General features: G+C 46.8%; 14 protein-coding genes and 3 tRNA genes. 10 read left to right on the top strand and 7 right to left on the bottom strand.

The features are described from left to right. Positions 1-309 precede the first annotated feature (309 nt). The 7 genes from EAE90_RS14965 to EAE90_RS14995 all read left to right on the top strand — a co-directional run bounded on the left by EAE90_RS14965 (position 310) and on the right by EAE90_RS14995 (position 13,377). Positions 310-2,445, top strand: a complete 2,136-nt coding sequence (locus tag EAE90_RS14965; RefSeq protein ID WP_200868797.1) for a type I secretion system permease/ATPase — start codon at positions 310-312, stop codon at positions 2,443-2,445. Between the two features lie 122 nt (positions 2,446-2,567). Further along, on the top strand, positions 2,568-3,983 hold the full coding sequence (locus EAE90_RS14970) for an HlyD family type I secretion periplasmic adaptor subunit (protein WP_214054131.1): 1,416 nt from the start codon (positions 2,568-2,570) through the stop codon (positions 3,981-3,983). Positions 3,984-4,092: 109 nt separating this feature from the next. After that, on the top strand, positions 4,093-4,611 hold the full coding sequence (locus tag EAE90_RS14975) for a DUF5625 family protein (protein WP_214054132.1): 519 nt from the start codon (positions 4,093-4,095) through the stop codon (positions 4,609-4,611). A 150-nt stretch (positions 4,612-4,761) separates the two neighbouring features. After that, positions 4,762-5,283 (top strand): DUF5625 family protein, encoded by a 522-nt coding sequence (locus EAE90_RS14980; RefSeq protein ID WP_214054133.1) that lies wholly within the window; start codon positions 4,762-4,764, stop codon positions 5,281-5,283. Between the two features lie 58 nt (positions 5,284-5,341). After that, positions 5,342-5,872 carry a DUF5625 family protein gene (locus EAE90_RS14985; RefSeq protein WP_214054134.1) on the top strand — a complete coding sequence of 177 codons (531 nt, stop codon included), beginning with the start codon at positions 5,342-5,344 and terminating at the stop codon, positions 5,870-5,872. Positions 5,873-5,930: 58 nt separating this feature from the next. Then, a complete protein-coding gene (locus EAE90_RS14990) occupies positions 5,931-6,452 on the top strand; it encodes a DUF5625 family protein (RefSeq protein ID WP_214054135.1) in 522 nt (173 codons plus the stop codon). A 49-nt stretch (positions 6,453-6,501) separates the two neighbouring features. Continuing rightward, complete coding sequence (locus EAE90_RS14995) at positions 6,502-13,377, top strand: S8 family serine peptidase (RefSeq protein ID WP_246550797.1); 6,876 nt, start codon at positions 6,502-6,504, stop codon at positions 13,375-13,377. Positions 13,378-13,693: 316 nt separating this feature from the next. Here EAE90_RS14995 and argA read toward each other — a convergent pair whose 3' ends face one another. After that, positions 13,694-15,031 (bottom strand): amino-acid N-acetyltransferase, encoded by a 1,338-nt coding sequence (gene argA, locus EAE90_RS15000; RefSeq protein ID WP_214054136.1) that lies wholly within the window; start codon positions 15,029-15,031, stop codon positions 13,694-13,696. Between the two features lie 245 nt (positions 15,032-15,276). Between argA and amiC the strand changes: the two genes are divergently transcribed. Continuing rightward, on the top strand, positions 15,277-16,521 hold the full coding sequence (amiC, locus tag EAE90_RS15005; RefSeq protein ID WP_214054137.1) for an N-acetylmuramoyl-L-alanine amidase AmiC: 1,245 nt from the start codon (positions 15,277-15,279) through the stop codon (positions 16,519-16,521). A 2-nt stretch (positions 16,522-16,523) separates the two neighbouring features. Here amiC and EAE90_RS15010 read toward each other — a convergent pair whose 3' ends face one another. The 4 genes from EAE90_RS15010 to EAE90_RS15025 form a co-directional block, all read right to left on the bottom strand. Further along, a complete protein-coding gene (locus EAE90_RS15010) occupies positions 16,524-16,796 on the bottom strand; it encodes a helix-turn-helix domain-containing transcriptional regulator (protein ID WP_214054138.1) in 273 nt (90 codons plus the stop codon). 154 nt (positions 16,797-16,950) lie between these two features. Beyond that, positions 16,951-17,027 (bottom strand) — tRNA-Met (locus EAE90_RS15015). A 29-nt stretch (positions 17,028-17,056) separates the two neighbouring features. Continuing rightward, positions 17,057-17,133 (bottom strand) — tRNA-Met (locus EAE90_RS15020). A 28-nt stretch (positions 17,134-17,161) separates the two neighbouring features. Then, positions 17,162-17,238, bottom strand: a tRNA-Met gene (locus EAE90_RS15025). A gap of 224 nt (positions 17,239-17,462) precedes the next feature. Between EAE90_RS15025 and mltA the strand changes: the two genes are divergently transcribed. Next, entirely contained in the window at positions 17,463-18,560 is a 1,098-nt protein-coding gene (gene mltA, locus EAE90_RS15030) for a murein transglycosylase A (RefSeq protein ID WP_214054139.1), read from the top strand. Between the two features lie 49 nt (positions 18,561-18,609). Next, complete coding sequence (gene tcdA / locus EAE90_RS15035) at positions 18,610-19,422, top strand: tRNA cyclic N6-threonylcarbamoyladenosine(37) synthase TcdA (protein ID WP_036781567.1); 813 nt, start codon at positions 18,610-18,612, stop codon at positions 19,420-19,422. Between the two features lie 2 nt (positions 19,423-19,424). On the opposite strand, the gene csdE is transcribed toward tcdA, so the two are convergent. Next, positions 19,425-19,880, bottom strand: a complete 456-nt coding sequence (csdE, locus tag EAE90_RS15040) for a cysteine desulfurase sulfur acceptor subunit CsdE (RefSeq protein ID WP_214054140.1) — start codon at positions 19,878-19,880, stop codon at positions 19,425-19,427. 20 nt (positions 19,881-19,900) lie between these two features. Further along, positions 19,901-21,121 (bottom strand): cysteine desulfurase CsdA, encoded by a 1,221-nt coding sequence (csdA, locus tag EAE90_RS15045; protein ID WP_214054141.1) that lies wholly within the window; start codon positions 21,119-21,121, stop codon positions 19,901-19,903. Between the last annotated feature and the right edge of the window lie 335 nt (positions 21,122-21,456).

The following is a 21,456-nucleotide window of genomic DNA, read 5'->3' on the forward strand; positions in this document are numbered from 1 at the left end:
TCACCGATTCAAAAGATTCAAAAATAGTTGCAATGACTGAATCAAATTGTTGATGTTTGTATTTTGTTATCAATGTAAACAACAAGATTATAAATTTAATAAATTTTAATATTATTGTGTGGTTAATGTCACAGTTTGTGAATATATTAAATGAAATTTATTATTATTTGATGATATAAACGCCTAATTATATGAATTGTGATTTGTTTACTAAACGGATTGCGGATATGTCTGGATAGCTTGCTAGGGGTGAGATGAATATCCAGATTTTTGATTTAAGGATTAAGTTGTCTGATGCAGGATAATGAAATGAGTACTGAGTCACCCCACTCTTCCCCGGAGCTGGATACCGGTCTGATTTGCCTAGCCATGTTGGCTAGATTTCACAACATAGCTATATCGACTGAACAACTTTCACACGAATTTTCCACTTCCAACCAAGGTCTTACCTTGAAGGAGCTGTTGCTGGCTGCTCGTCATTCAGGGCTGAAAGCTAAGGCTGTACACACAACACTTACCAGACTTGAACATACTCCATTGCCTGCCATTGCTATGGACAGAGATGGGCAGTTTTTTATTTTGGCCAAACTGGATAAAGAACAGGCTTTGATTCAGGACCCACGTTCGGTGCGCCCCGAAGTTATCAGCTTCGAGCAGCTTGAGCAGCGTTGGACAGGGCAACTGGTGCTTGTGCGTTCCAGTAACGGTCTGCCCGGAGAGACTTCACGCTTTGACTTCACTTGGTTTATCCCGGCTATCGTCAAATACCGCAAGTTGTTGGGCGAAGTTTTGTTGGGGTCTTTTGCTTTGCAGTTGTTTGCCCTGGTGACTCCGTTATTCTTTCAGGTGGTCATGGACAAAGTACTGGTGCATCACGGCCTAACCACACTGGATGTTGTCGCGGCGGGATTGCTGGGCATCATGTTGTTCGAGTCGGCTCTGAGCGGTCTGCGTAGCTACGTGTTTGCCCATACGACCAGCCGTATTGATGTACAGTTGGGATCGAATCTGTTTCGGCACTTGATTAATCTGCCGCTGGCTTACTTCCAGGCAAGGAGAGTCGGTGATTCTGTGGCTCGTGTACGTGAACTGGAAAACATCCGCAGCTTCCTCACCGGCAACGCTATTACCCTGATGCTTGACGTGCTTTTTTCTCTGGTATTCATCCTTGTGATGTTCTATTACAGCGGCTGGTTGACCCTTGTTGTGGTGTTATCATTGCCGCTCTATGCACTCGTCTCGGGGTTGGTTACACCTCTCTTGCGTAAGCGATTACAGGATAGCTTCACACGCAACGCTGAGAATCAGGCATTCCTTGTCGAAACGGTCAATGGCATCGATACCCTAAAGTCAATGGCGGTTGAACCGCAGGCCATCCGCAAGTGGGACAACCAACTGGCGGCTTATGTTGCCGCAGGTTTCAAAACACAGACCTTATCCACTATCGCCAATGAAAGCGTCTCGCTTATCGGCAAGTTAGTGACGGTCGCCACACTCTGGCTCGGTGCGCGTCTCGTGATAGAGGGGCAGCTATCGGTGGGGGAACTGATAGCATTCAATATGTTGGCCGGCCGTGTCAGCGGCCCGATCATGCGTCTTGCGCAACTGTGGACCAGCTTCCAGCAGACCGGGGTCTCGGTGCAGCGTCTGGGAGACATCCTCAATTCCCGTACTGAATTGTCTCAGGCTACACGTAGCACAGTACCGCCGCTCAAGGGGCAGGTAGAGTTCGAACAGGTGCATTTTCGTTATCGGGCTGATGGTTCTGAGGTGCTCCGTGGCGTCAATCTGGTCATTGGCGCGGGAGAAATCATTGGTGTAGTGGGCCGCTCCGGTTCCGGCAAAAGTACTCTGACCCGCTTGTTGCAGCGGCTCTATGTTCCAGAGCGCGGACGGGTCATGGTTGATGGCATGGATCTGGCATTGGCTGATGTGTCTTCGCTGCGCCGGCAGATTGGCGTGGTGTTGCAGGACAATATGCTATTCAACCGCAGCATTCGTGAAAACATTGCCTTAAGCGATCCGGGTGCGCCGCTCGAAATGGTCATGCACGCCGCCCGCATGGCTGGAGCTCATGAATTCATCCTTGAACTGCCCGAAGGTTACGACACCATTGTGGGGGAGCACGGCGCGTCACTTTCGGGTGGTCAACGGCAACGGGTAGCCATTGCCCGAGCCTTGATCGGCAATCCTCGCATTTTGATTTTTGACGAGGCGACCAGTGCGCTGGACTACGAGTCTGAACGGGTGGTGCAGCAGAACATGCAAAGCATTTGCAAGGGGCGTACGGTCATCATTATCGCTCATCGGTTGTCCGCTGTACGCGACGCGCATCGTATCCTTGTGATGGATCGCGGGCAGATCGTTGAACAGGGAGCCCACGCCGAGTTACTGGCGCGTCAGGACGGCCACTATTCACGACTGTATCGAATGCAGCAGGGCTGAAAGGCTTCCATTTCCAGAACGTACGATGAAAACGGTTAATAACGTAATCAATGGTTAATAACACAATCAGAGGCAGATGTGATCGAGATAAACATACTCCGATTCAAGGAAAATAATTTCAAATGAGCGCCACCCTTTCCTTATTGCAGCGTTATCGTCACGTGTGGCGTGAGTCTTGGCGCCAACGTAAAAACATGGACGTGTCGCCGCGACTTGCTCATGAATTACAATTTTTACCGACGGCTTTGGAGTTGCAGGAAACACCTGTTCACCCAGCACCGAGGATTTTCACCTGGGGCATTCTGGGTTTCGCTGTATTGGCGTTGTTCTGGGCTTACATCGGCAAAATCGAGGTAGTGGCTATCGCCCCGGGAAAGGTTGTTCCCAATGGCAAGACTAAGTTGATTCAATCCAGCGAAACGGCGGTGGTCAGAGCGATCCACGTCAATGACGGTCAGTCGGTGAAAGTCGGCGAGTTGTTGGTCGAACTCGATCCGACGGCGGCGAGCGCCGACGTCAGCCGGATTCAGAGCGAGCTGCTGGCTGCTCGTATCGACAGTGCGCGGAGTGCCGCCATGCTCGACGCGATCAATCAACAAAAGTCTCCGGCTTCGCTGGTAGGAACGATTGACAACGCCAACCCTGAGCAGGTGCTCAGTGCCCAACGCTGGCTACAAGGACAATATCAGGAATATCGCAGCAACCTGGAGTTGGTGGATGCAGAAATCCTCCAACGCAGCGCCGAAATCCAGTCAGCCCAATCCCAGGTAGCTAGCCTGCGAAAAACGCTGCCGATTGCTACACAATTGGCCGAGGATTACCAACGGTTATTGACGAAACAGTATGTGTCGCGGCATGAATATCTGGAGAAAGAGCAGACGCGACTGGATCTGCAACGCCAGTTAAGCGTACAACAGGCCAGTGTCTTGCAGTACACCGCCGCTCAGGACGAGGCGCGACGTCGGCGTGAGACTGTTGTTGCGCAAAATCGTCGCGCCATGCTCGACCTGCAACAGGAAGCCAACAAAAAAGCAGCGACCCTGGTTCAGGAGCTGGCGAAGGCCCGCTACCAGGAAACCTTGACCAGCCTCAAAGCCCCGGTGGCCGGCACAGTTCAACAACTCGCTATCCATACTGTCGGTGGCGTGGTGACACCCGCTCAACCGCTGATGGTCATCGTCCCCGCAGACCAACCGGTAGAAGTGGAGGCCATGCTGGAAAACAAGGATGTGGGTTTCGTCCATGTTGGTCAACCGGTCACCGTTAAGGTGGAAACTTTTACTTTCACCAAGTACGGCACCGTTGACGGCGAAGTGCTGAACGTATCGAACGACGCTATCGAGGACGAAAAGCGTGGACTCATCTATAGCAGCCGTATTCGCTTGAAGTCTGATCACGTGCTGGTCAATGGTCAGCGAGTCCCACTGTCTCCGGGCATGTCGATCACGGCAGAAATAAAAACTGATCAGCGTCGCGTGATCGATTACTTCTTGAGTCCATTACAGCAACATATAGATGAAAGTTTGAGAGAGCGGTAGGTTGTGAGGGCAGCTCTGTGAACTCGGCTCGCCATCCTCACCGTTTTCCAGGTTTGAGATAAGTGACCGTTAATGTTTTTTGCCGCCTTGCTTTATTTGGAGTGATGAAATGAAAGAATTACGTATACACGAAAGGTTCAAAAACTGGCGCAATATGATTATTTTCATGAGCTGCACTTTGTTAATGGCATGCTCTAAGCCGATGGATATATATAAACCGATTGATGTGTCGAAGTCTGGTCAATCAGTTAAATTTGATTTTGAAATCAGCAAGGTTAGAGAGTATCAGGTTTCCCTATTATTTGCGGTTGGGGATAGTCATGAGGAAAGAGAAAGGCGATTTAAGTTGTTCAATGCTCATGTTGATGGGGTTGCCATCCCAGTTTTGTTTCGTTTGGTTAAAGACGGCAAGGTTCTTTTTGACGAGGAAATAAATACGGTGGGTGCGCGCAGTTGGGAACATACCATCTATTATAAAGAGAAAAAGATAAATGCGGCGGTGCGCAATATTGACATATTTCAGTTCACCCCCGGACGTTACTCTATGGTAATTACCACCTTGGAGAATGTGCCTGAGTTTAATGGCATTGAGAGCTTTGTACGACTTACATATTTTCCGAATATTTAAAATGGTATCAGTATATACCCTATACACTTCAAGTTGCCATTCGCAAGATGGAAGCCGCTTGTTATCTCCCCGCATGGTGGGGAGATAACAAATACATATTGAAATACGACAAGTATAAACAAAGAGAATATCAAAATTTGAAGTGACGAAATGAAAATATTACGGGTACATGAAAGGTTTAAAAACTGGAGAAATATTATTGTTTTTATGAGTTGCACCTTATTAATGGCTTGCTCTAAGCACATTGATATATACAAACCGATTGACGTATCGAAGTTTGGTCAATCAGTAAAAATTGATTTTGAAATCAGCAAGACTGGAAATTATCAGTTTGTCCTGCTGTTTGCTAGAGGAGATGGTCATGATGAAATGAACAGGAGAGATGAGTTATTTGGGAGTATTTATGATGACGGGGTGACAACTCCCGTTTCGCTTCATCTGGTTAGAAACGGTCAGGTTTTTTTTGATGAAAAAATAAACGCTGGGGGATACGACGGGGGGCAGTCCTTCTATTACGAAGAGAGAAGGGTAAATACGGCTGTGCGAGAAATTAAGACATTTTCGTTATCCCCCGGACGTTACTCTGCAATAATTACCACTCTGGAGGATGTGCCTGAGTTTAATGGCATTGAGAGTTTTGTCGAGTTCGCCTATTACAATCCGAAAATTTAAGAAGATTTAAAATAGTATCAGTATAAACAAAGGAAATATCAAAATTTGGAGTGATGAAATGAAAGTATTACAGGTATACGAAAGGTTCAAAAACTGGCGAAATATTATTGTTTTTATGAGTTGCACCTTATTAATGGCATGCTCTAAGCATATTGAGACTATACGCAAACCGATTGATATGTCGCATTCTGATCAATCCGTCGAGATTAATTTTGAACTCAGTAAGAGCAAGGCTGGAGATTATCAGTTTGCCCTGCTGTTTGCTAAAGGGAATGGTTATCAAGAAATGCTAAGGCGGCTTGAATTGTTCGGGAGTATTGATAAGGACGGGGTTACAACCCCCGTTTCGCTTCGTCTGGTTAAAGACGGCAAGGTTTTTTTTGACGAGGAAATAAATTCGGTGGGGAGCGAAGGAACACAATCCTTTTATTACAAAGAGAGAAGTATAACTACGGCAGTGCGAGAAATTAAGACACTTTCGTTACCTCCCGGACGTTACTCTGCGGTAATTACCACCCTGGAGGATGTGTCTGCTTTTAATGGCATTCAGAGTTTTGTACAGCTCACATATTTTAATCCGAAAATTTAAGAAGATTTAAAATGGTATCAGTATAAACAAAGGAAATATCAAAATTTGGAGTGACAAAATGAAAGTATTACGTATATATGAAAGGTTTAAAAATTGGCGAAATATTATTATTTTTATGGGCTGTACATTATTAATGGCCTGCTCTAAGTTCATTGATATATACAGACCGATTGACGTATCGAAGTCTGGTCAATCAGTCAAAATTGATTTTGAAATCAGCAAGGAAGGCAATTATCAGTTTGTCCTGCTGTTTGCTACTACAGATGATTATGATGAAATGGCAAGGAGGTTTAAGTTGTTTGGGAGAGCTGATAAAGACGGAGTAATAACCCCCGTTTCACTTCATATCGTTAAAGATGGCAAGATTTTTTTTGACAAGAAAATAAACGCTGCGGGATCCGAAGGAGGGCGTGTCTTCGATTACGAAGAGAGAAGTATAAATACGGCTGTGCGAGAAATTAAAGAATTTTCATTACCTCCCGGACGCTATTCTGCGGTAATTACCACCCTGGAGGATGTCCCTGTTTTTAATGGTATTGAGAGTTTTGTTGAATTCAACCATTACGATCCGAAGATTTGATTTATGTAGGAAAAATAAAGAGAAATAACAGCTAGAGGAAATAATAAGTATGGAAAAGAAATATACTGTAACCTATAAAGTTGCTCCGATGGGGGCTAAATATGTTTATCAGGAAGATAAGAAAAATAACAAAGCGGGAGACATACACAAGTCGTCTGGCGGTCATATGTGGTATGTGATAAGTGACGGTAACGGAAATGAAAGAAGTGTCGGTTTCGAGTCAAGGGACGGTGTGCCAGTTGGAGCAGGAAATATAACTCGTCATGATAATGCGGCCTACCAAGAGACCACTTATGAAGTCACCATTGCGTTGACTGAGAAACAGTACAACGCATTAATCGGCTTTTCAGACAATCCAAAGTCAGGTGGATTTAATCCTGAAACCTATTGGGTGAATTCCAACAGTTGCGTAGATTTCGTGTATTACTCATTACAATCTATTGGGTACAATCGCAAGAATTTCCTAGGAAAGATTTTTGAAGGAAATGTGGTTCCCAATACTAATCGTGCTATGTTGAAAGCTATGCTTACATCTAATGGAGCTCAAATCATTCGGGACGACCTCATGCGTAATGGTGATCATTATGAAAAAAGAGTTGTTCCATGGTCTACCCCTGAATGGCTTAAACCGGTAGGTACCGAGGGTACACTTCCCAGCCCACCAAAAAGCTTAATTAATATTGATATCAAATCCTCCCCACAACCGCAGAAGCATATTCAGGGCGAAAACAAAGCTCAGCAGGATGTTGCTAACGGGTTTATACAAAATTCCGCAACACATAAAATATCTGCCGTCGGGGATATGCTCAATAAAACAGACTTCACTTCAACCCAAATGGCCAGCCTTGCCACCGGTGGTATTCGTCCCGGTGAAATGCAGCTTGACCCCAATGTCCGACCTAATACCTATCTGTCAGAGTTCTATAAGCCTTTCTACCAACCCGGGGACACTAGTAAGCTGGATTTCGGCTTACGTAATGCTGTGACGTTGAACGGCTTGTCGGCGATGACAACGTTTAACACTTATGTTGACCCGCTGTTATTGGATCTGAGCGGCAATGGTGTGCATATGACTGACATTCGTGACGGCGTGCTGTTCGACATGGACAACAGTGGCACGCTTAAGCGCAGTGGCTGGGCGGATCGCAATACGGGAATACTGGTGATCGATGATGGTAGCGGTCAGATAAAAAATGCCAGCCAGATGTTTTCCGAATACTACGGTGGTAAGGCTGGGATAAACGGTGCCGCTGGCGAAAAAAAATTCAAGGATGGTTTCGGTGCTTTAGCCAGTGAAGATGCCAACAAGGATGGAGTGATTGATCAGAATGACCCGATCTGGAGCAAGCTGAGGGTTTGGGTCGACAGCACACACGATGCAAAAGTTGATGTGGGCGAACTCAAGACACTGGCGGAATTGGGTATTACCCAGATAAACGTCCGGGCTTCGAACAAAACAGACGTCCGTGATGGGAATAAGGTCGTTGCCAGTGGATCGTTTACTATCAATGGTAAAACTCAGGAAGTACTGGCTGTCGATTTTCTTGGTGATACCGTTAGCAACACCCTGAGTACTCAGGGAACCGGCACGAAAGTGACTTCCACCACCAACGATATCACAACCACGGCTTACGCCAGCCAGAGTGAAACAGATGAAACCCTCAATGCGGAGCAACTGGGAGTGAGCAATCTGTATGGTGGCAGCGGCAATGATACGTTGATTGCGGCAAAAACTGGTAGCTGGCTGGTCGGGGGCGCAGGGAGCAATACCTATGTCGGTGGTGCCGGCGATGATGTTTTTGTTATCAGCGCTTCTGACGATACGAAAAATATTCACGGTAATGGCGGGCACGATACGGGAATCATTGTCGGTAACCAAGGTGTGGCACTGGACATGGATCGGGCAGGTTTAACTATTGCCCAAGGCGGGAGCGGCAATGATACGATTATAAGTGGCGGTGTCAACGGTGTCTTTATCAAGGGGGGCTCCGGCAATTCGACTCTGATAGGTGGCATGGGTAACGACGTCCTGGTCGGCGGCAGCGGGCACAACACCATCGTTGGTGGCACGGGTAAGTCGGTTATCTATGCCGGTCCTCAGGGTGACACAATTTACGCCTCCAGGGACGGCAGCATTATTCACGCTGGCGGCGGTGATGATAAGATTTTTGGCGGCTTTGGTGACGACGTGATCGAAGTGGGTCACGGCAATGCTACGATTGATGGGGACGGCGGGGTCAACATCGTCAGCCTGCACGGTAACCACGGCGATTATCAAATCACCCGTACCGACAGTGGGTATGTGGTGGCCGATAAAGTCGCCGGGCGTGACGGCACGGTTACGTTGAAAAATATCCAAAAACTCAATTTTTCAGATATTTCGGCGGTTGATTTACAAACACCCAATGCGATGCCTGTCGAGGATGTCCTCACTCACGACAAGGACGGCAAGGTTTTTGATCGTACTCAGCCACATTTGATTGCCGCAGAAAGCCTGTTGGCTAACGATCAACATCTTAACAGTCAGGGTGCCCTGCGCATTGCCAATGTTGGGGATGCGATAGGCGGTACGGTCAAACTCACAGCCCAGGGCGATGTCTTGTTTACGCCGGATGCAAATTACACCGGTGTCATTAGCTTTAAATATGGTGTAACTGACGCAGCCGGTAATCCGTCAGCATCGGTAGTCGATCTAAGCAATGGGGAAACAGCGCCGATGCGTGCCGTTGCGACATTACTGACCCCGGAAGTCCCGCTCGATCCATTAGCTGCTCAACAATGGTATTTGAGCGATGCCAACATTCTGCCGGTCTGGAAGGACTATACCGGCAAGGGCGTACGCATTGGTCAGTTCGAGCCGGGCGGTAAGTTTGCTACCGCGCCTGAAATATTTGATGTCAATCACCCCGATCTTGCGGCGAATGTCGACAAAGCTTGGTTGCAGACTCAGCAAACCAATGGCACCTTGCCGAATGTGGTCTCCAACCACGCGACGATGGTGGCGGGTGTGATGGTCGCGGCGAAGAATAATACCGGTGGCGTCGGGGTTGCCCATGATGCTACGTTGGGCGGCTATTATCTGGCCAATGATGGCGCCGATCTTGCGGGACTGGGGCATATGGTCAGTTTTGATATTGCCAACAATAGCTGGGGATTTGCCAACGATTTCGCGCTCAGCAGCTTTCAGGGCGGTTCCATAAATACTGCCGCGTCGCTGAGCATGAATGCGCAGTATGCGGCGGCTAATGGCCGTGGCGGGTTGGGTACCGTCATCGTGGCGGCGGGCGGCAACCATCGTGCAGAAGGCGGCAATGCCCAAGGGTCGCTGACCAATAACAACCGCTTTTCGGTGGAAGTCGGTGCAATCAATGCACAGGGCGATTTGTCGACTTTGCAGATTGGCTCCTCACCCTTCTCCAACCCGGGAGCCAGCCTGTTGGTTTCGGCGCCGGGCAGCAATGTCGTGTCTACCAGCTATATGCTGAAAACCGAACGTGGCTCAACTTTCGGCAATGACTATACCAGCATGCAAGGCACCAGCTTTGCCGCTCCGATAGTCTCCGGTGTTGTTGCGTTGATGCTTGAGGCCAACCCGAACTTAGGCTATCGGGATGTGCAGCAGATCCTTGCTCTATCCGCTCGCAAGATCAATGACCCATCTACCGCATGGAGCGATAATAACAGTCATAGCTGGAATGGCGGCGGTATGCATACCAGCAACGATTACGGTTTCGGTCAAATCGATGCGCGAGCCGCTGTTCGCTTGGCTGAGTCTTGGATGACTCAAAGCACCGCTGCCAACGAGTTCGTCTATAGCGCATCCAGCGGCCCTCTGGGGAAAACCTTGGCAGCGGGCGAGACGCTAACGTCGTCCATCGCCATGAATGCCGGTCTGAATGTCGAACATGTCGAGATCGATTTTGACGCTCAGGTAGGCCGTCTTGGCGATCTGACGCTCAAACTGATCTCTCCTGATGGCACTCAGAGCATATTGCTCAATCGTCAGGGTAAGGTTCCAGACGGTATGCCGGGCGCGAGCGCGACTGATCTAGGTAGTAGCCAGTCGGGGACGTTCAAATACAGCTTTATGTCGACCCATGATTTTGGTGAACGCTCGGCTGGCAACTGGACCCTACAGGTGAGCGATGCGAATTCCGGCCTGCCGGTCACATTAAATGCCTGGTCGCTACGTTTGTACGGCAGCAAGAGCACCTCGGATGACACTTACTTTTACACCGACGAATATATCCAATCGGTGGTCGGGCAGGCCAACCGCGCGGTGTTGGATGATGCGGCGAATGGCGTGGCGGGAGGGCGTAATACTCTCAATGCGGCGGCTGTTTCGCGGGATACCTCGGTCAACTTGCTGACTGGCGTTGCCAACATTGGCGGCACAGCGTTGACAATAAAGAATCCGTCGGGCATTCAGAACATTGTCACCGGCGATGGCAACGATACGTTAGTCGCTGGTAATACCGACGCATTGCTTGATGGCGGGCGTGGAAACAATACACTGGCAGGCGGTGCGGGCAAGGACTTCTTTGTGGTCCACCGCCGTGAGGCGGGTAGCGATATCATTAGCAACTTCGAGGCGGCTCGTGGCGAGATCATCGATCTGGTCGGATTTCGTGGAAAAACGTTTGCCGATCTGTTGCTGACGCAGCAGGGGGCGGATGTTAAGGTCGATCTGGGTAAGGGGCAGAGCATTGTCCTGAAAAATCAGACACTCGCCGGGATCGGTGCGGCGAACTTCAAGTTCCAGGACACCTTTATCGCCCCGGTGGCTTACACGAGTAGCGACGCCTCAACGCTCCAGCCACAAGAAGGCTTGGGAACCGTGATCCTTAAGGGCGGCGGCAAGGGCGTCATGCTCACTAGCGATGCTCAGGGTCAGATGAAATTTAGCTTGAATGGGACGATCTATAGTCATGACAGTGCGGCGTCAGACGTTTTTGTGGTGGCAGCCCAACCGGGTGTCAAGGACTACAAGAATGCATTACGTGGATTCCGTCACGGCATTGATAAAATTGATTTGCGTCAAACCGGCGTCACTGATTTCAGCCAACTCACAATTGCTAAGAGCAATCGTGGCACGATCAACGGCCTGTCGCAAATTCATGGCGTTGAAGTTATCTTTAATGGGGCCAGCGGTACTAATTCAAACGTGAAGTTACTGTATCTCGATACCTTGGACATTTCGCAGGTCGATGCGGCCGACTTCCTTTTTGCGGAACCTACACCGGATTTGGTCCCAACGGTCAAGCCAGTGGTGACGCAATCTCTTGATAAACCAACGATTACTGTACCGGGTTCATTGACACCAATTGTCGACCCCCTTGGCGTTGATAAGCCTTTACCACTTTCCCCTATCGACCTGAAGCCGATTAGTATTCCCCCAAGGAAGCCGGTTAGCATTCCCCTTATTGACTGGAATCTGACTAAAATTTCTTCTATTGATATTGACCGGGATATGATTAAAGTTACCCCTGTTAAGCTGAATCCGACCAGAATTAACACTGGCTTTGTCGACCTGAGGTCGCATTTTGACCAGAATGTTGACCGGATGTCACCTATTAACCGGGATATGATTAAAGTTACCCCTGTTAAGCTGGAGCCGATTAGAATTGGCACTGGCTTTGTCGACCTGAGGTCGCATTTTGACCAGAATGTTGACCGGATGTCACTGATTGACCGGAAGCCGACTAGCACTCCTCCTGTTGAGCCGCGCACAACGCTTAACGTTCCTAAAATTGAGCCAGCAGCGGAACCTACACCGGTGACTACTGACCCTAATTCCATTACGGTCGAAATTCCCTTTGCTAAGGTTACGTTGGGGGACGAGAGTAAGACTATCAATGTGGAAGCTAGGGATAGCGAAATAGTTGCCGGCAACGGTGACAATAAGGTGAATGTGATGGGCAGCTTTGCCGATATCACTCTAGGTGATGGTAACAATGTCATTGTCGGCAATGTCGGCAACCTAACAGTCGGGCATGGTAATAATAGCATTACCCACAATGTGGAAGCTATGGATAGCAAAATAGTTGCCGGCAACGGTGATAATAAGGTGAATGTAGTGGGCCGCTTTGCCGATGTCACGCTAGGTAATGGTAAAAACGTCATTGTTGGCAATATCGACAGACTAACAGTCGGACATGGCAACAACATCATTACCCACAATGTGGATGCTGGAAATGGCAAAGTGGTTGCCGGCAACGGTGACAATAAGGTGAATGTGATGGGCCGTTTTGCCGATATCACTCTAGGTAATGGTAACAATGTCATTGCCGGCAAGGTCGACAGACTAACAGTCGGGCATGGTAATAATCGCATTACCATCCCAAGAATTTCAGCGAGGGTGAAAGTAGGGGATGGTAATAACAATATTGTGACCAGCGGTGATATGTCGACGGTAGAAGTAGGGGATGGTAATAACGATATTGTGACCAGCGGTGAGTTGTCGACAGTAGAAGTAGGGAATGGTGATAACCATATCGTGACCAGCGGTTTTATGTCGAAAGTGAAAGCCGGGGAGGGTAATAACCATATTGTGGACAGTGGTGATATGTCGACGGTAGAAGTCGGGCATGGGGACAACGATTTGGAATTTAGCGGTAATAGGGGGCGGTTGGTGTTTGGAAAGGATATCAGCCCTGAGCGTCTGTGGTTCCAGCATGAAGGGCAGGATCTGCAAATTTCGGTCATTGGCAGCAAGCAGGAGGTAACACTGCATAATTGGTATGCCAGTCCCGCCGAACGACCAGGTAGCATCATGGCGGGTGACGGTCATCGGTTGATGGACAGTAATGTCGAAAATCTTGTCCAGGCTATGGCTGCCTTCGCGCCACCAGCGCCTGCGACCACAATGCTCGGCGATGTCGAGCAACAGCGGCTGCAACCTGTGCTGGCAGCTAACTGGAACTGATCGGTAATAAGGCCCGCGATGGTTATCGCGGGTCTTCATAAATAGGTGAATTGCGCCGTTTAAATGTAAGCGCCCCATATGAGGACTTCTGTCTTTCGACAGGCAAAATGTCTAACTTTTGGGGCGCGCTTTCATCATTTAATATATGAATGGAAAATACAAAATAACCATTTATTTAATCGCCAAGTATGTCAGTCAGTGTGGAATTAAAAACAGATTAATGGTGTTGCGCTTATTATGTGAATCCAAGATGCCGTAAGTTTAATATCATTGCCGCTGAATTCAGGGCAATGTAAACCTTTCGGCATAAATACGTTTATTGTTGTGGTTCTAAATTCAGCATAAGAATCTTAGAACGGCGCTGATAGTTGTATAACACTTGTTTCTGAATCGGTAGCATTGAGAGTTCTGCGGGTTCAAAACCTCGCTCTTGGAACCAATGAATGCTGCGGGTAGTCAGAACAAACAGTTTTTCCAGTCCGAACTGTTTGGCGTGTTCCGCAATACGATTCAGTAATACTTCACCTCTTAAAGAGCTGCGATATTTAGGATGAACCGCTAAACAAGCCATTTCGCCAATTTTTTCCTCAGGATAAGGGTAGAGAGCAGCACAGGCGATAGTCAGGTTGTCGCGTTCGATAATGATGAATTTGTCAATTTCTCTTTCAAGTTGTTCTCTTGAACGGCGAACCAGAATACCTTGTTGTTCCAGTGGGCGAATAAGTTCGAGAATACCACCAATATCATTGATATTAGCTCGGCGTATTTGTTCTGCGCTTTCCATTACTATTTGAGTGCCAATACCGTCTCGGGAGAATAATTCTTGAAGTAGAGAACCATCTGCCTGATAACTTAATAAATGGCTGCGACGAACGCCACGACGGCAAGCTTTTACTGCACTCCGTAAAAAACGGACTGTACCTGAATAGTAGTCACCTTTGACTTCTAGCTCTTTAATCAGCTCTGGTGCTTGATTAAGAAAGACTTCTGATAGAATTTTTCCGTTTTTGTCTTGTACACCTTGAGTAGAACAGAAACCAATCAGTTTTTCAGCTTGTAGTTTGATAGCCAACTGAGTAGCAATATCTTCAAATGGTAAATTGAAACTCTCTCCAGTAACAGAAACCGCAACAGGGCCAATTAGCACGATTGCGCCATTGTCTAATTGACGATTTATGGCATTCTCATCGATACGGCGAATTTTGCCGCTGTGGCAATAATCCACACCATCATCAACACCAAGAGGTTGAGCAATAATGAAGTTACCGCTGACAACGTTAATATTGGCTCCTTGTAACGGGGTATTATTCAGGTTCATAGAAAGACGTGCGGTAATATCCAGTTGCAGCAAACCAGCAGATTGTTTGACTAATTCTAATGTTTTATTATCGGTTACACGGGTATGTTTGTGGTAAACCGGTGTGTAATGATGGTCTGCAAGATTTTGTTCAATTTGAGGTCTGGCGCCATAAACGACGACCAGGCGGATGCCTAAACTATGCAGTAATCCTATATCATTGATTATATTGGAAAAATTTTCATGAGCAATAGCCTCTCCACCAAGCATGATAACAAAGGTTTTACCACGATGTGCATTGATGTACGGAACAGAATGACGAAATCCTTCAACTAATTCGGTGCTGCGTTCTTTCATAACAGACTCTCGATTGAATTTTTATTCGTAATTTATGCTTTTTTATTCCTTTTGAGGAAAAATGGCAAGAGGCAATTCAGATAAAAACATTTTCATGTACCTGTAGACGTTAATAATTTGCAAAATATAAAATGCTGTTTATTGATGACAGCATAATGCTGATTGGTTAAAGTTTTTCATTTGATCGTTTCATTTGGTGAATATCACCCTGAGTGTTTGTATTTTATGAATGGAATATTAAGTAAATGAGTCATTCAGATCATAGTCTGTCGCGACGTCGTTTGTTGCAGGGAGCCGCAGCGATGTGGTTACTTAGTGTTAGCCAGGTGGGTTACGCAGCGTCAGCAAAAGTTATAGCGGTACGTATTTGGCCAGCATCCAGTTATACCCGTGTGACTGTTGAATCCAATATTCCACTCAAATATCGCCAGTTTGCGTTAAAAAATCCAAATAGAATTGTCGTTGATCTTGAAGGTGTACAACTGAATCATACCCTAAGTGGGATGGGAGAGCAGATTCAATCCCGCGATCCTTATCTTAAATTGGTCAGGGTAGGACAGTTTGATCCTAAAACCGTTCGTCTAGTGTTCGAAGTTAAACAAGCCGTCAGCCCACATATGTTTACTTTGAAGCCAGTGGCAGAGTTTAAACATCGTCTGGTATTGGATATTTATCCCGCTGCGGGGGTTAATACGGATGATGATCCATTGCTTGCTCTACTCGAAGAGTACAATAAAGGTCATTTGGCGGAAGATCTGCCAGTGGAAAGGCCAAGGTCAGGTAAGGCAGGTAAAGACAGGCCGATCATTATCATGCTTGATCCTGGGCATGGCGGGGAAGATCCCGGCGCTATTGGCAAATATAAAACTCGTGAAAAAGACGTTGTTCTGAAAATTGCCCGTCGATTGAAAACACTTATTCAACGTGAACCGGGTATGAAAGTTTATATGACCCGTAATGAAGATGTGTTTATCCCATTAAAAGTTCGGGTGGCAAAAGCGCGTAAAATGCGAGCTGATCTATTTGTTTCTATTCATGCTGATGCTTTTGCTAACCGGGCGGCACGTGGTTCTTCGGTTTTTGCGCTTTCTACTAAAGGTGCAACCAGTAATACCGCACGCTTTCTAGCTCAGACACAAAATGAAGCTGACCAAATTGGCGGCGTGAGTAAAAGCGGTGATCAGTATCTGGATCATACGATGTTTGATTTGTTACAGACTGCGACTATCAATGATAGCCTTAAATTTGGTAGTGAAGTGCTTAAGCGTATGGGTAAAGTGAATAAATTGCATAAAAATCAGGTGGATCAAGCTGGATTTGCGGTACTGAAAGCACCGGATATCCCTTCGATTCTGGTAGAGACTGCGTTTATTAGCAATTTGGAAGAAGAGCGAAAACTGAAAACCGCACGTTTCCAGCAGCAAGTAGCAGAGTCAATTTTTGCGGGTATCAAAGCTTATTTCAAGAATGGTGGTAATTTGGCAATTTGAACCTACTGCGACCAGTTAATTTTGTTGCTAAAAGGGGCACAGCCTTCTTCCGGGTTGCCCTCGGCTGACAAGGTGCGATAGAGCTGGTTCGGATTCAACTCAGCTTCCTTGGACACGTTACAAACTCCGCCGAAAGCCTTGGTCATTTGGCGAAGAACAATCAGTAACTCGGCTTGTTCGTCATCTTCAAGGATGCTGTTTAGTAGTTCGATCGCGTAAGTTGGGTCTTTGCGGAACACCTCGGCTATTGCGTCGTCGTGTGATCTGCATTTCATTGCCTGTTCTCTTTCTGCTTTTCCACTCACGCTAATATTTATATGTTCGGGCTATAGCGAAGTCTGCTTGCATTTATTATCGCCGCAGAGATGTGGTGGTGATAAATCGTCTGGAAGTTGTTTGGGAGTTTGTATACTGAGACGCATAGAGAATTGGTTGCGGGGGCCGGATTTGAACCGACGACCTTCGGGTTATGAGCCCGACGAGCTACCAAGCTGCTCCACCCCGCGTCCGTTTTGATATTTTGAGTAGCGAAAATTGGTTGCGGGAGCCGGATTTGAACCGACGACCTTCGGGTTATGAGCCCGACGAGCTACCAAGCTGCTCCATCCCGCGTCCGTTTTATCGAACTGCTTTATTACGTTGGTTGCGGGGGCCGGATTTGAACCGACGACCTTCGGGTTATGAGCCCGACGAGCTACCAGGCTGCTCCACCCCGCGTCCGATAGCGGGCACTATACTCAGGATAAGAGCCGTTGCAAGTTTTTTTATTAAAAATTGTTTGTTTCGTTACTTTTTTGATGGGTTACTCTGCACATTGGAGTTTTTTTATTCGTTTGTGTCGTTGTTTTGTTAAGTTATTTTTTTATGGTAGGTTTCATTATTTTTATTGGTTTGGTATGGTTTGCCGTTGAATCATGTTGGCAAGTATAGAGAAGACAACAATGAAATACTGGGGTAAGTATCTGCTGTGTGGAACCGTGATTTCACTGTTGGTTGGATGTCATTCTCGCCCAACAGCACAAGGCCAACAATATAGAGATGGTCATATCGCTCAGGATTTACGGCTGGTGAATCAACCCAATGCTCAGGGTAAACCAGTTAATGCAAAGGATTTTTCAGAGCAGGTTGCCCTGATTAATCAGGTTGCTCCTCGTCTGTATAATCGTAATAGCTTAACTTTTGACGCCGTTCAAAACTGGATGTTAGCGGGTGGTGAAACCAGTAAGTTGAATCTGTTTAATTTACGCGCTTACCAGATGGAAGGTGTGGATAATTACGGTAACGTCCAATTTACCGGCTACTATACGCCAGTGTTGCAAGCTCGCCGTGTTAAACAGGGGGAATTTAAATATCCTCTGTACCGGATGCCACCTAAGAGTAAATATCGCTTACCAAACCGAACCGAAATATACAATGGCGCTCTTAGCCCCAGTTTGATTATTGGTTATAGTCGTTCACTGATTGATAATTATATTATGGAGGTTCAGGGTAGTGGTTATGTCGATTTTGGTGATGGTGGACCACTGACTTTTTTGGGTTATACCGGTAAGAATGGGCATATTTACCGGAGTATTGGTAAATTGCTGATTGAGCGTGGAGAAATCGCGCAAGAAGATATCTCTATACTGGCGATTCGTAAATGGACAGAATCTCATAGTGAGGCAGAAGTCCGTGAACTGTTGGAGCAGAACCCATCATTTGTTTTCTTTAAACCTGAAAACTTTGCATCGGTACGGGGTGCGAGTGGCGTTCCTTTAATTGCAAAAGCTTCTGTAGCTGCGGATAAAATGCTTATTCCACCGGGAACAACCCTGCTGGTAGAGATTCCTTTGTTGGATAAAGAGGGTAAATTTACCGGTCAGTACCAAATGCGCCTGATGGTTGCATTGGATGTTGGTGGGGCAATAAAAGGCCATCATTTCGATATCTATCATGGTATTGGTGATGCGGCAGGTATAGCGGCAGGTTTCTATAACCACTATGGTCGGGTTTGGGTGTTAAAAAAAGCGCAGCCCACTATGCTGATGGTAAGTCAGTGATGACTCTTCATAAATTTTATAATTAGGTTTTCAGGATTGATATTCAGTAATGCAAACTTCTCTTTCTGATGCATATATGCAGCGCTTTGCGGGGACTGCCCGTTTATATGGACAAAAAGCGCTTTCTTTGTTTTGCCATTCTCATGTTTGTGTTGTGGGTATCGGTGGTGTGGGTTCCTGGGCGGCTGAGGCTTTGGCTCGTACAGGGATCGGTGCGATAACTTTGATTGATATGGATGATGTCTGTATCACCAATACCAATCGTCAATTGCATGCTTTAAAACAGCATATTGGGCAACCAAAAACTGAAGTGATTGCTGAACGTATTCTGGCAATTAATCCAGAGTGCAAAGTGACTTGTGTTGATGATTTTCTCACACCCGATAATGTTGAAGAGATGATGGCGGCTGGATTCAGTTATGTGATTGATGCTATCGATAGTGTCAGGCCAAAAGCGGCGCTGTTGGCTTATTGCCGTCGCCATAAAATTCCGCTGGTGACAACTGGCGGCGCAGGTGGGCAACTTGATCCGACACAGATTCAGGTTGTTGATTTGGCGAAAACGGTTCAGGACCCTTTAGCGGCTAAACTGCGCGAAAGGCTGAAATCTGATTATCGTGTTGTGAAGAATGGTAAAGGTAAATTGGGCATTGATTGTGTGTTCTCAACCGAGCAATTAGTTTATCCGCAGAGTGATGGCTCTGTTTGTGCCGCGAAAAGTACCGCAGAAGGCACTAAGCGTATGGATTGCGCTTCTGGTTTTGGTGCCGCAACGATGGTCACGGCGACATTTGGATTTGTGGCGGTTTCCCATGCACTGAAAAAAATGGTTGCTAAGGCGCAACGTCAAGGTGATCTTTAATCTTACGTATAATGTTTTGCGGCGTTTTGCACGGTATTAATCAATGATTTCACGCCGTTCAACCGTGATCCGCTTATCTGCTGTTCCAGCCCAAGTTGGTGGAACAGTGCTAACAGGTTAGTTGCTAAAACTTGTTCCGGTGTTTTGCCTTCTACGGCAGTCAAGATCACCGCCAGTAAGCCTTTTACAATGCGGCCTTCGCTGTCGCCATAAAAATGCAGATGACCGTCTGGCAGTAATTGATGCCCTAACCAAACCCGGTTTTCACAGCCGGACATTTCAGTGTCTTGCTGTTTCAAGTTTTCAGGCAGTGCAGGCAGTTTCTTTGCCAGTAAGATTAATTGGCGGTAACGATCTTCCCATTGGCGGCATTGGTCAAAGGTTGCAATGAGCTGTTGTTGGCTGATTTCTCGGCCAAATGGGTGTGGTGCAATCCGGTTTTCAGCGGCTTGAGTCATAATGTCATTCATCCTGTAATTTATTCATCCTGTAACAGAGAAAGGCCAAATTTTACTGCTTGAATTAAAGCATCGGCGTCCTGCCGGTTGTTGTAAGGCATAAAAGAGGCGCGTAAGCAGCCGCTGATACCTAAAGCCGCGATCAGGGGTTGAGCGCAGTGCTGACCGGAACGTAAAGCAATATTTTGCTCTGCCAGAATGGCGGCCAAGTCACTGTGATGAATATCGGTAAAATTAAAAGCCAGTAAGCTGGAACCGGCAATGCGATAGCTGACAAATCCGGGTAAAGCGGAGAGTTGTTCTTCGGTATAATCGGCAAGTGCGACCGCATGGGTTTCGGCTTTGGCAATATCAATATCTTTCAACCATTCCAGCGTGGCAGAAAAACCAATAATACCTGCAACATTCGGTGTGCCTGCTTCAAATCGGAAAGGTACCGCTTCTGGTATAAAATCGCTGAATGAAGTGTGGGAGAGCATTTTCCCGCCACCTTGCCAGGGAGACATGGCATTAAGTAACTCACTTTTGCCGTAAAGTACACCAACGCCGTTCGCGCTATAGAGTTTGTGAGCAGAGAATGCGTAGAAATCGATATCTGATTGCTGGACATCAATGGGATTGTGGACAACGCCTTGTGCGCCATCGACAACGACCAGACAGCCATGTTGGCGTGCTATTTCTGTTATTGCCGCGAGATCAACTGTTCCGCCAGTCACGTTGGACATTTGGCTGATTGCTATCAATCGACTGTGTTTGTTTAGCAGTTCAGGCAGGATATTGATATCAGGCAATTTGCCATTGCCTAGAGGCCATTTAATAACTCTGGCGCCGATTTGTTCTGCCAACATTAACCAAGGGATCAGGTTGGAATGATGTTCCTGTTCACTCACTATAATTTCGTCACCAGGCTGGAGATAAGTACGGAAATAACTTTGAGCAACCAGATTGAGGGATTCCGTTGTTCCTTTTGTCCAGATAATATTTTCAGCTTGTGGAGCGTTGATGAGTTCAGCAACCTGTTGCCGGGCCTGTTCATAGCGGGATGTGATTTCCAGCGCTGCTTGGTGTTGGCTGCGATGTACGGTAGCGCTACTGTTTTGATAATAATTTTGTGTTGCCTGTATCATGGCTTGTGGTTTGAGGGCAGTGGCTGCACTATCCAGAAATACTGTCCGTTCTTGTGTAGAAAATTGTAGCGCTGGAAATTGCTGGCGGAACTGTTCTGGTTCGAACTTTTTCATAGATATATTAATTTTGTTTTGGTGGTGATGGTGTTTAACCATTTGTTTCTGGTTGAAAATGGATAGGTTATTACATTGAATAATATTGCCATGTTCCGGTCTTTATGCCAAAAAAAAGCACCGCAACTGCGGTGCATTAAAAAATCACTATGGACAGACAGGGTAAATGTACAGGAAGTGAAAAAAAACAGTAGCTTAAGCTACAGGGTCTGGTTTCCCAGACAACTTGCAAACACAACATCACAACCACAAAGCCAAAAGTTTCATAGCGTTAAGCTGATTCACTTTTCGTTCCGGCTTAGGAAGTGGCGCCACTATAGGGATTTACTGGAGTA

The sequence above is a fragment of the Photorhabdus caribbeanensis genome, assembly GCF_018448885.1.
Lineage (GTDB): Bacteria > Pseudomonadota > Gammaproteobacteria > Enterobacterales > Enterobacteriaceae > Photorhabdus > Photorhabdus caribbeanensis.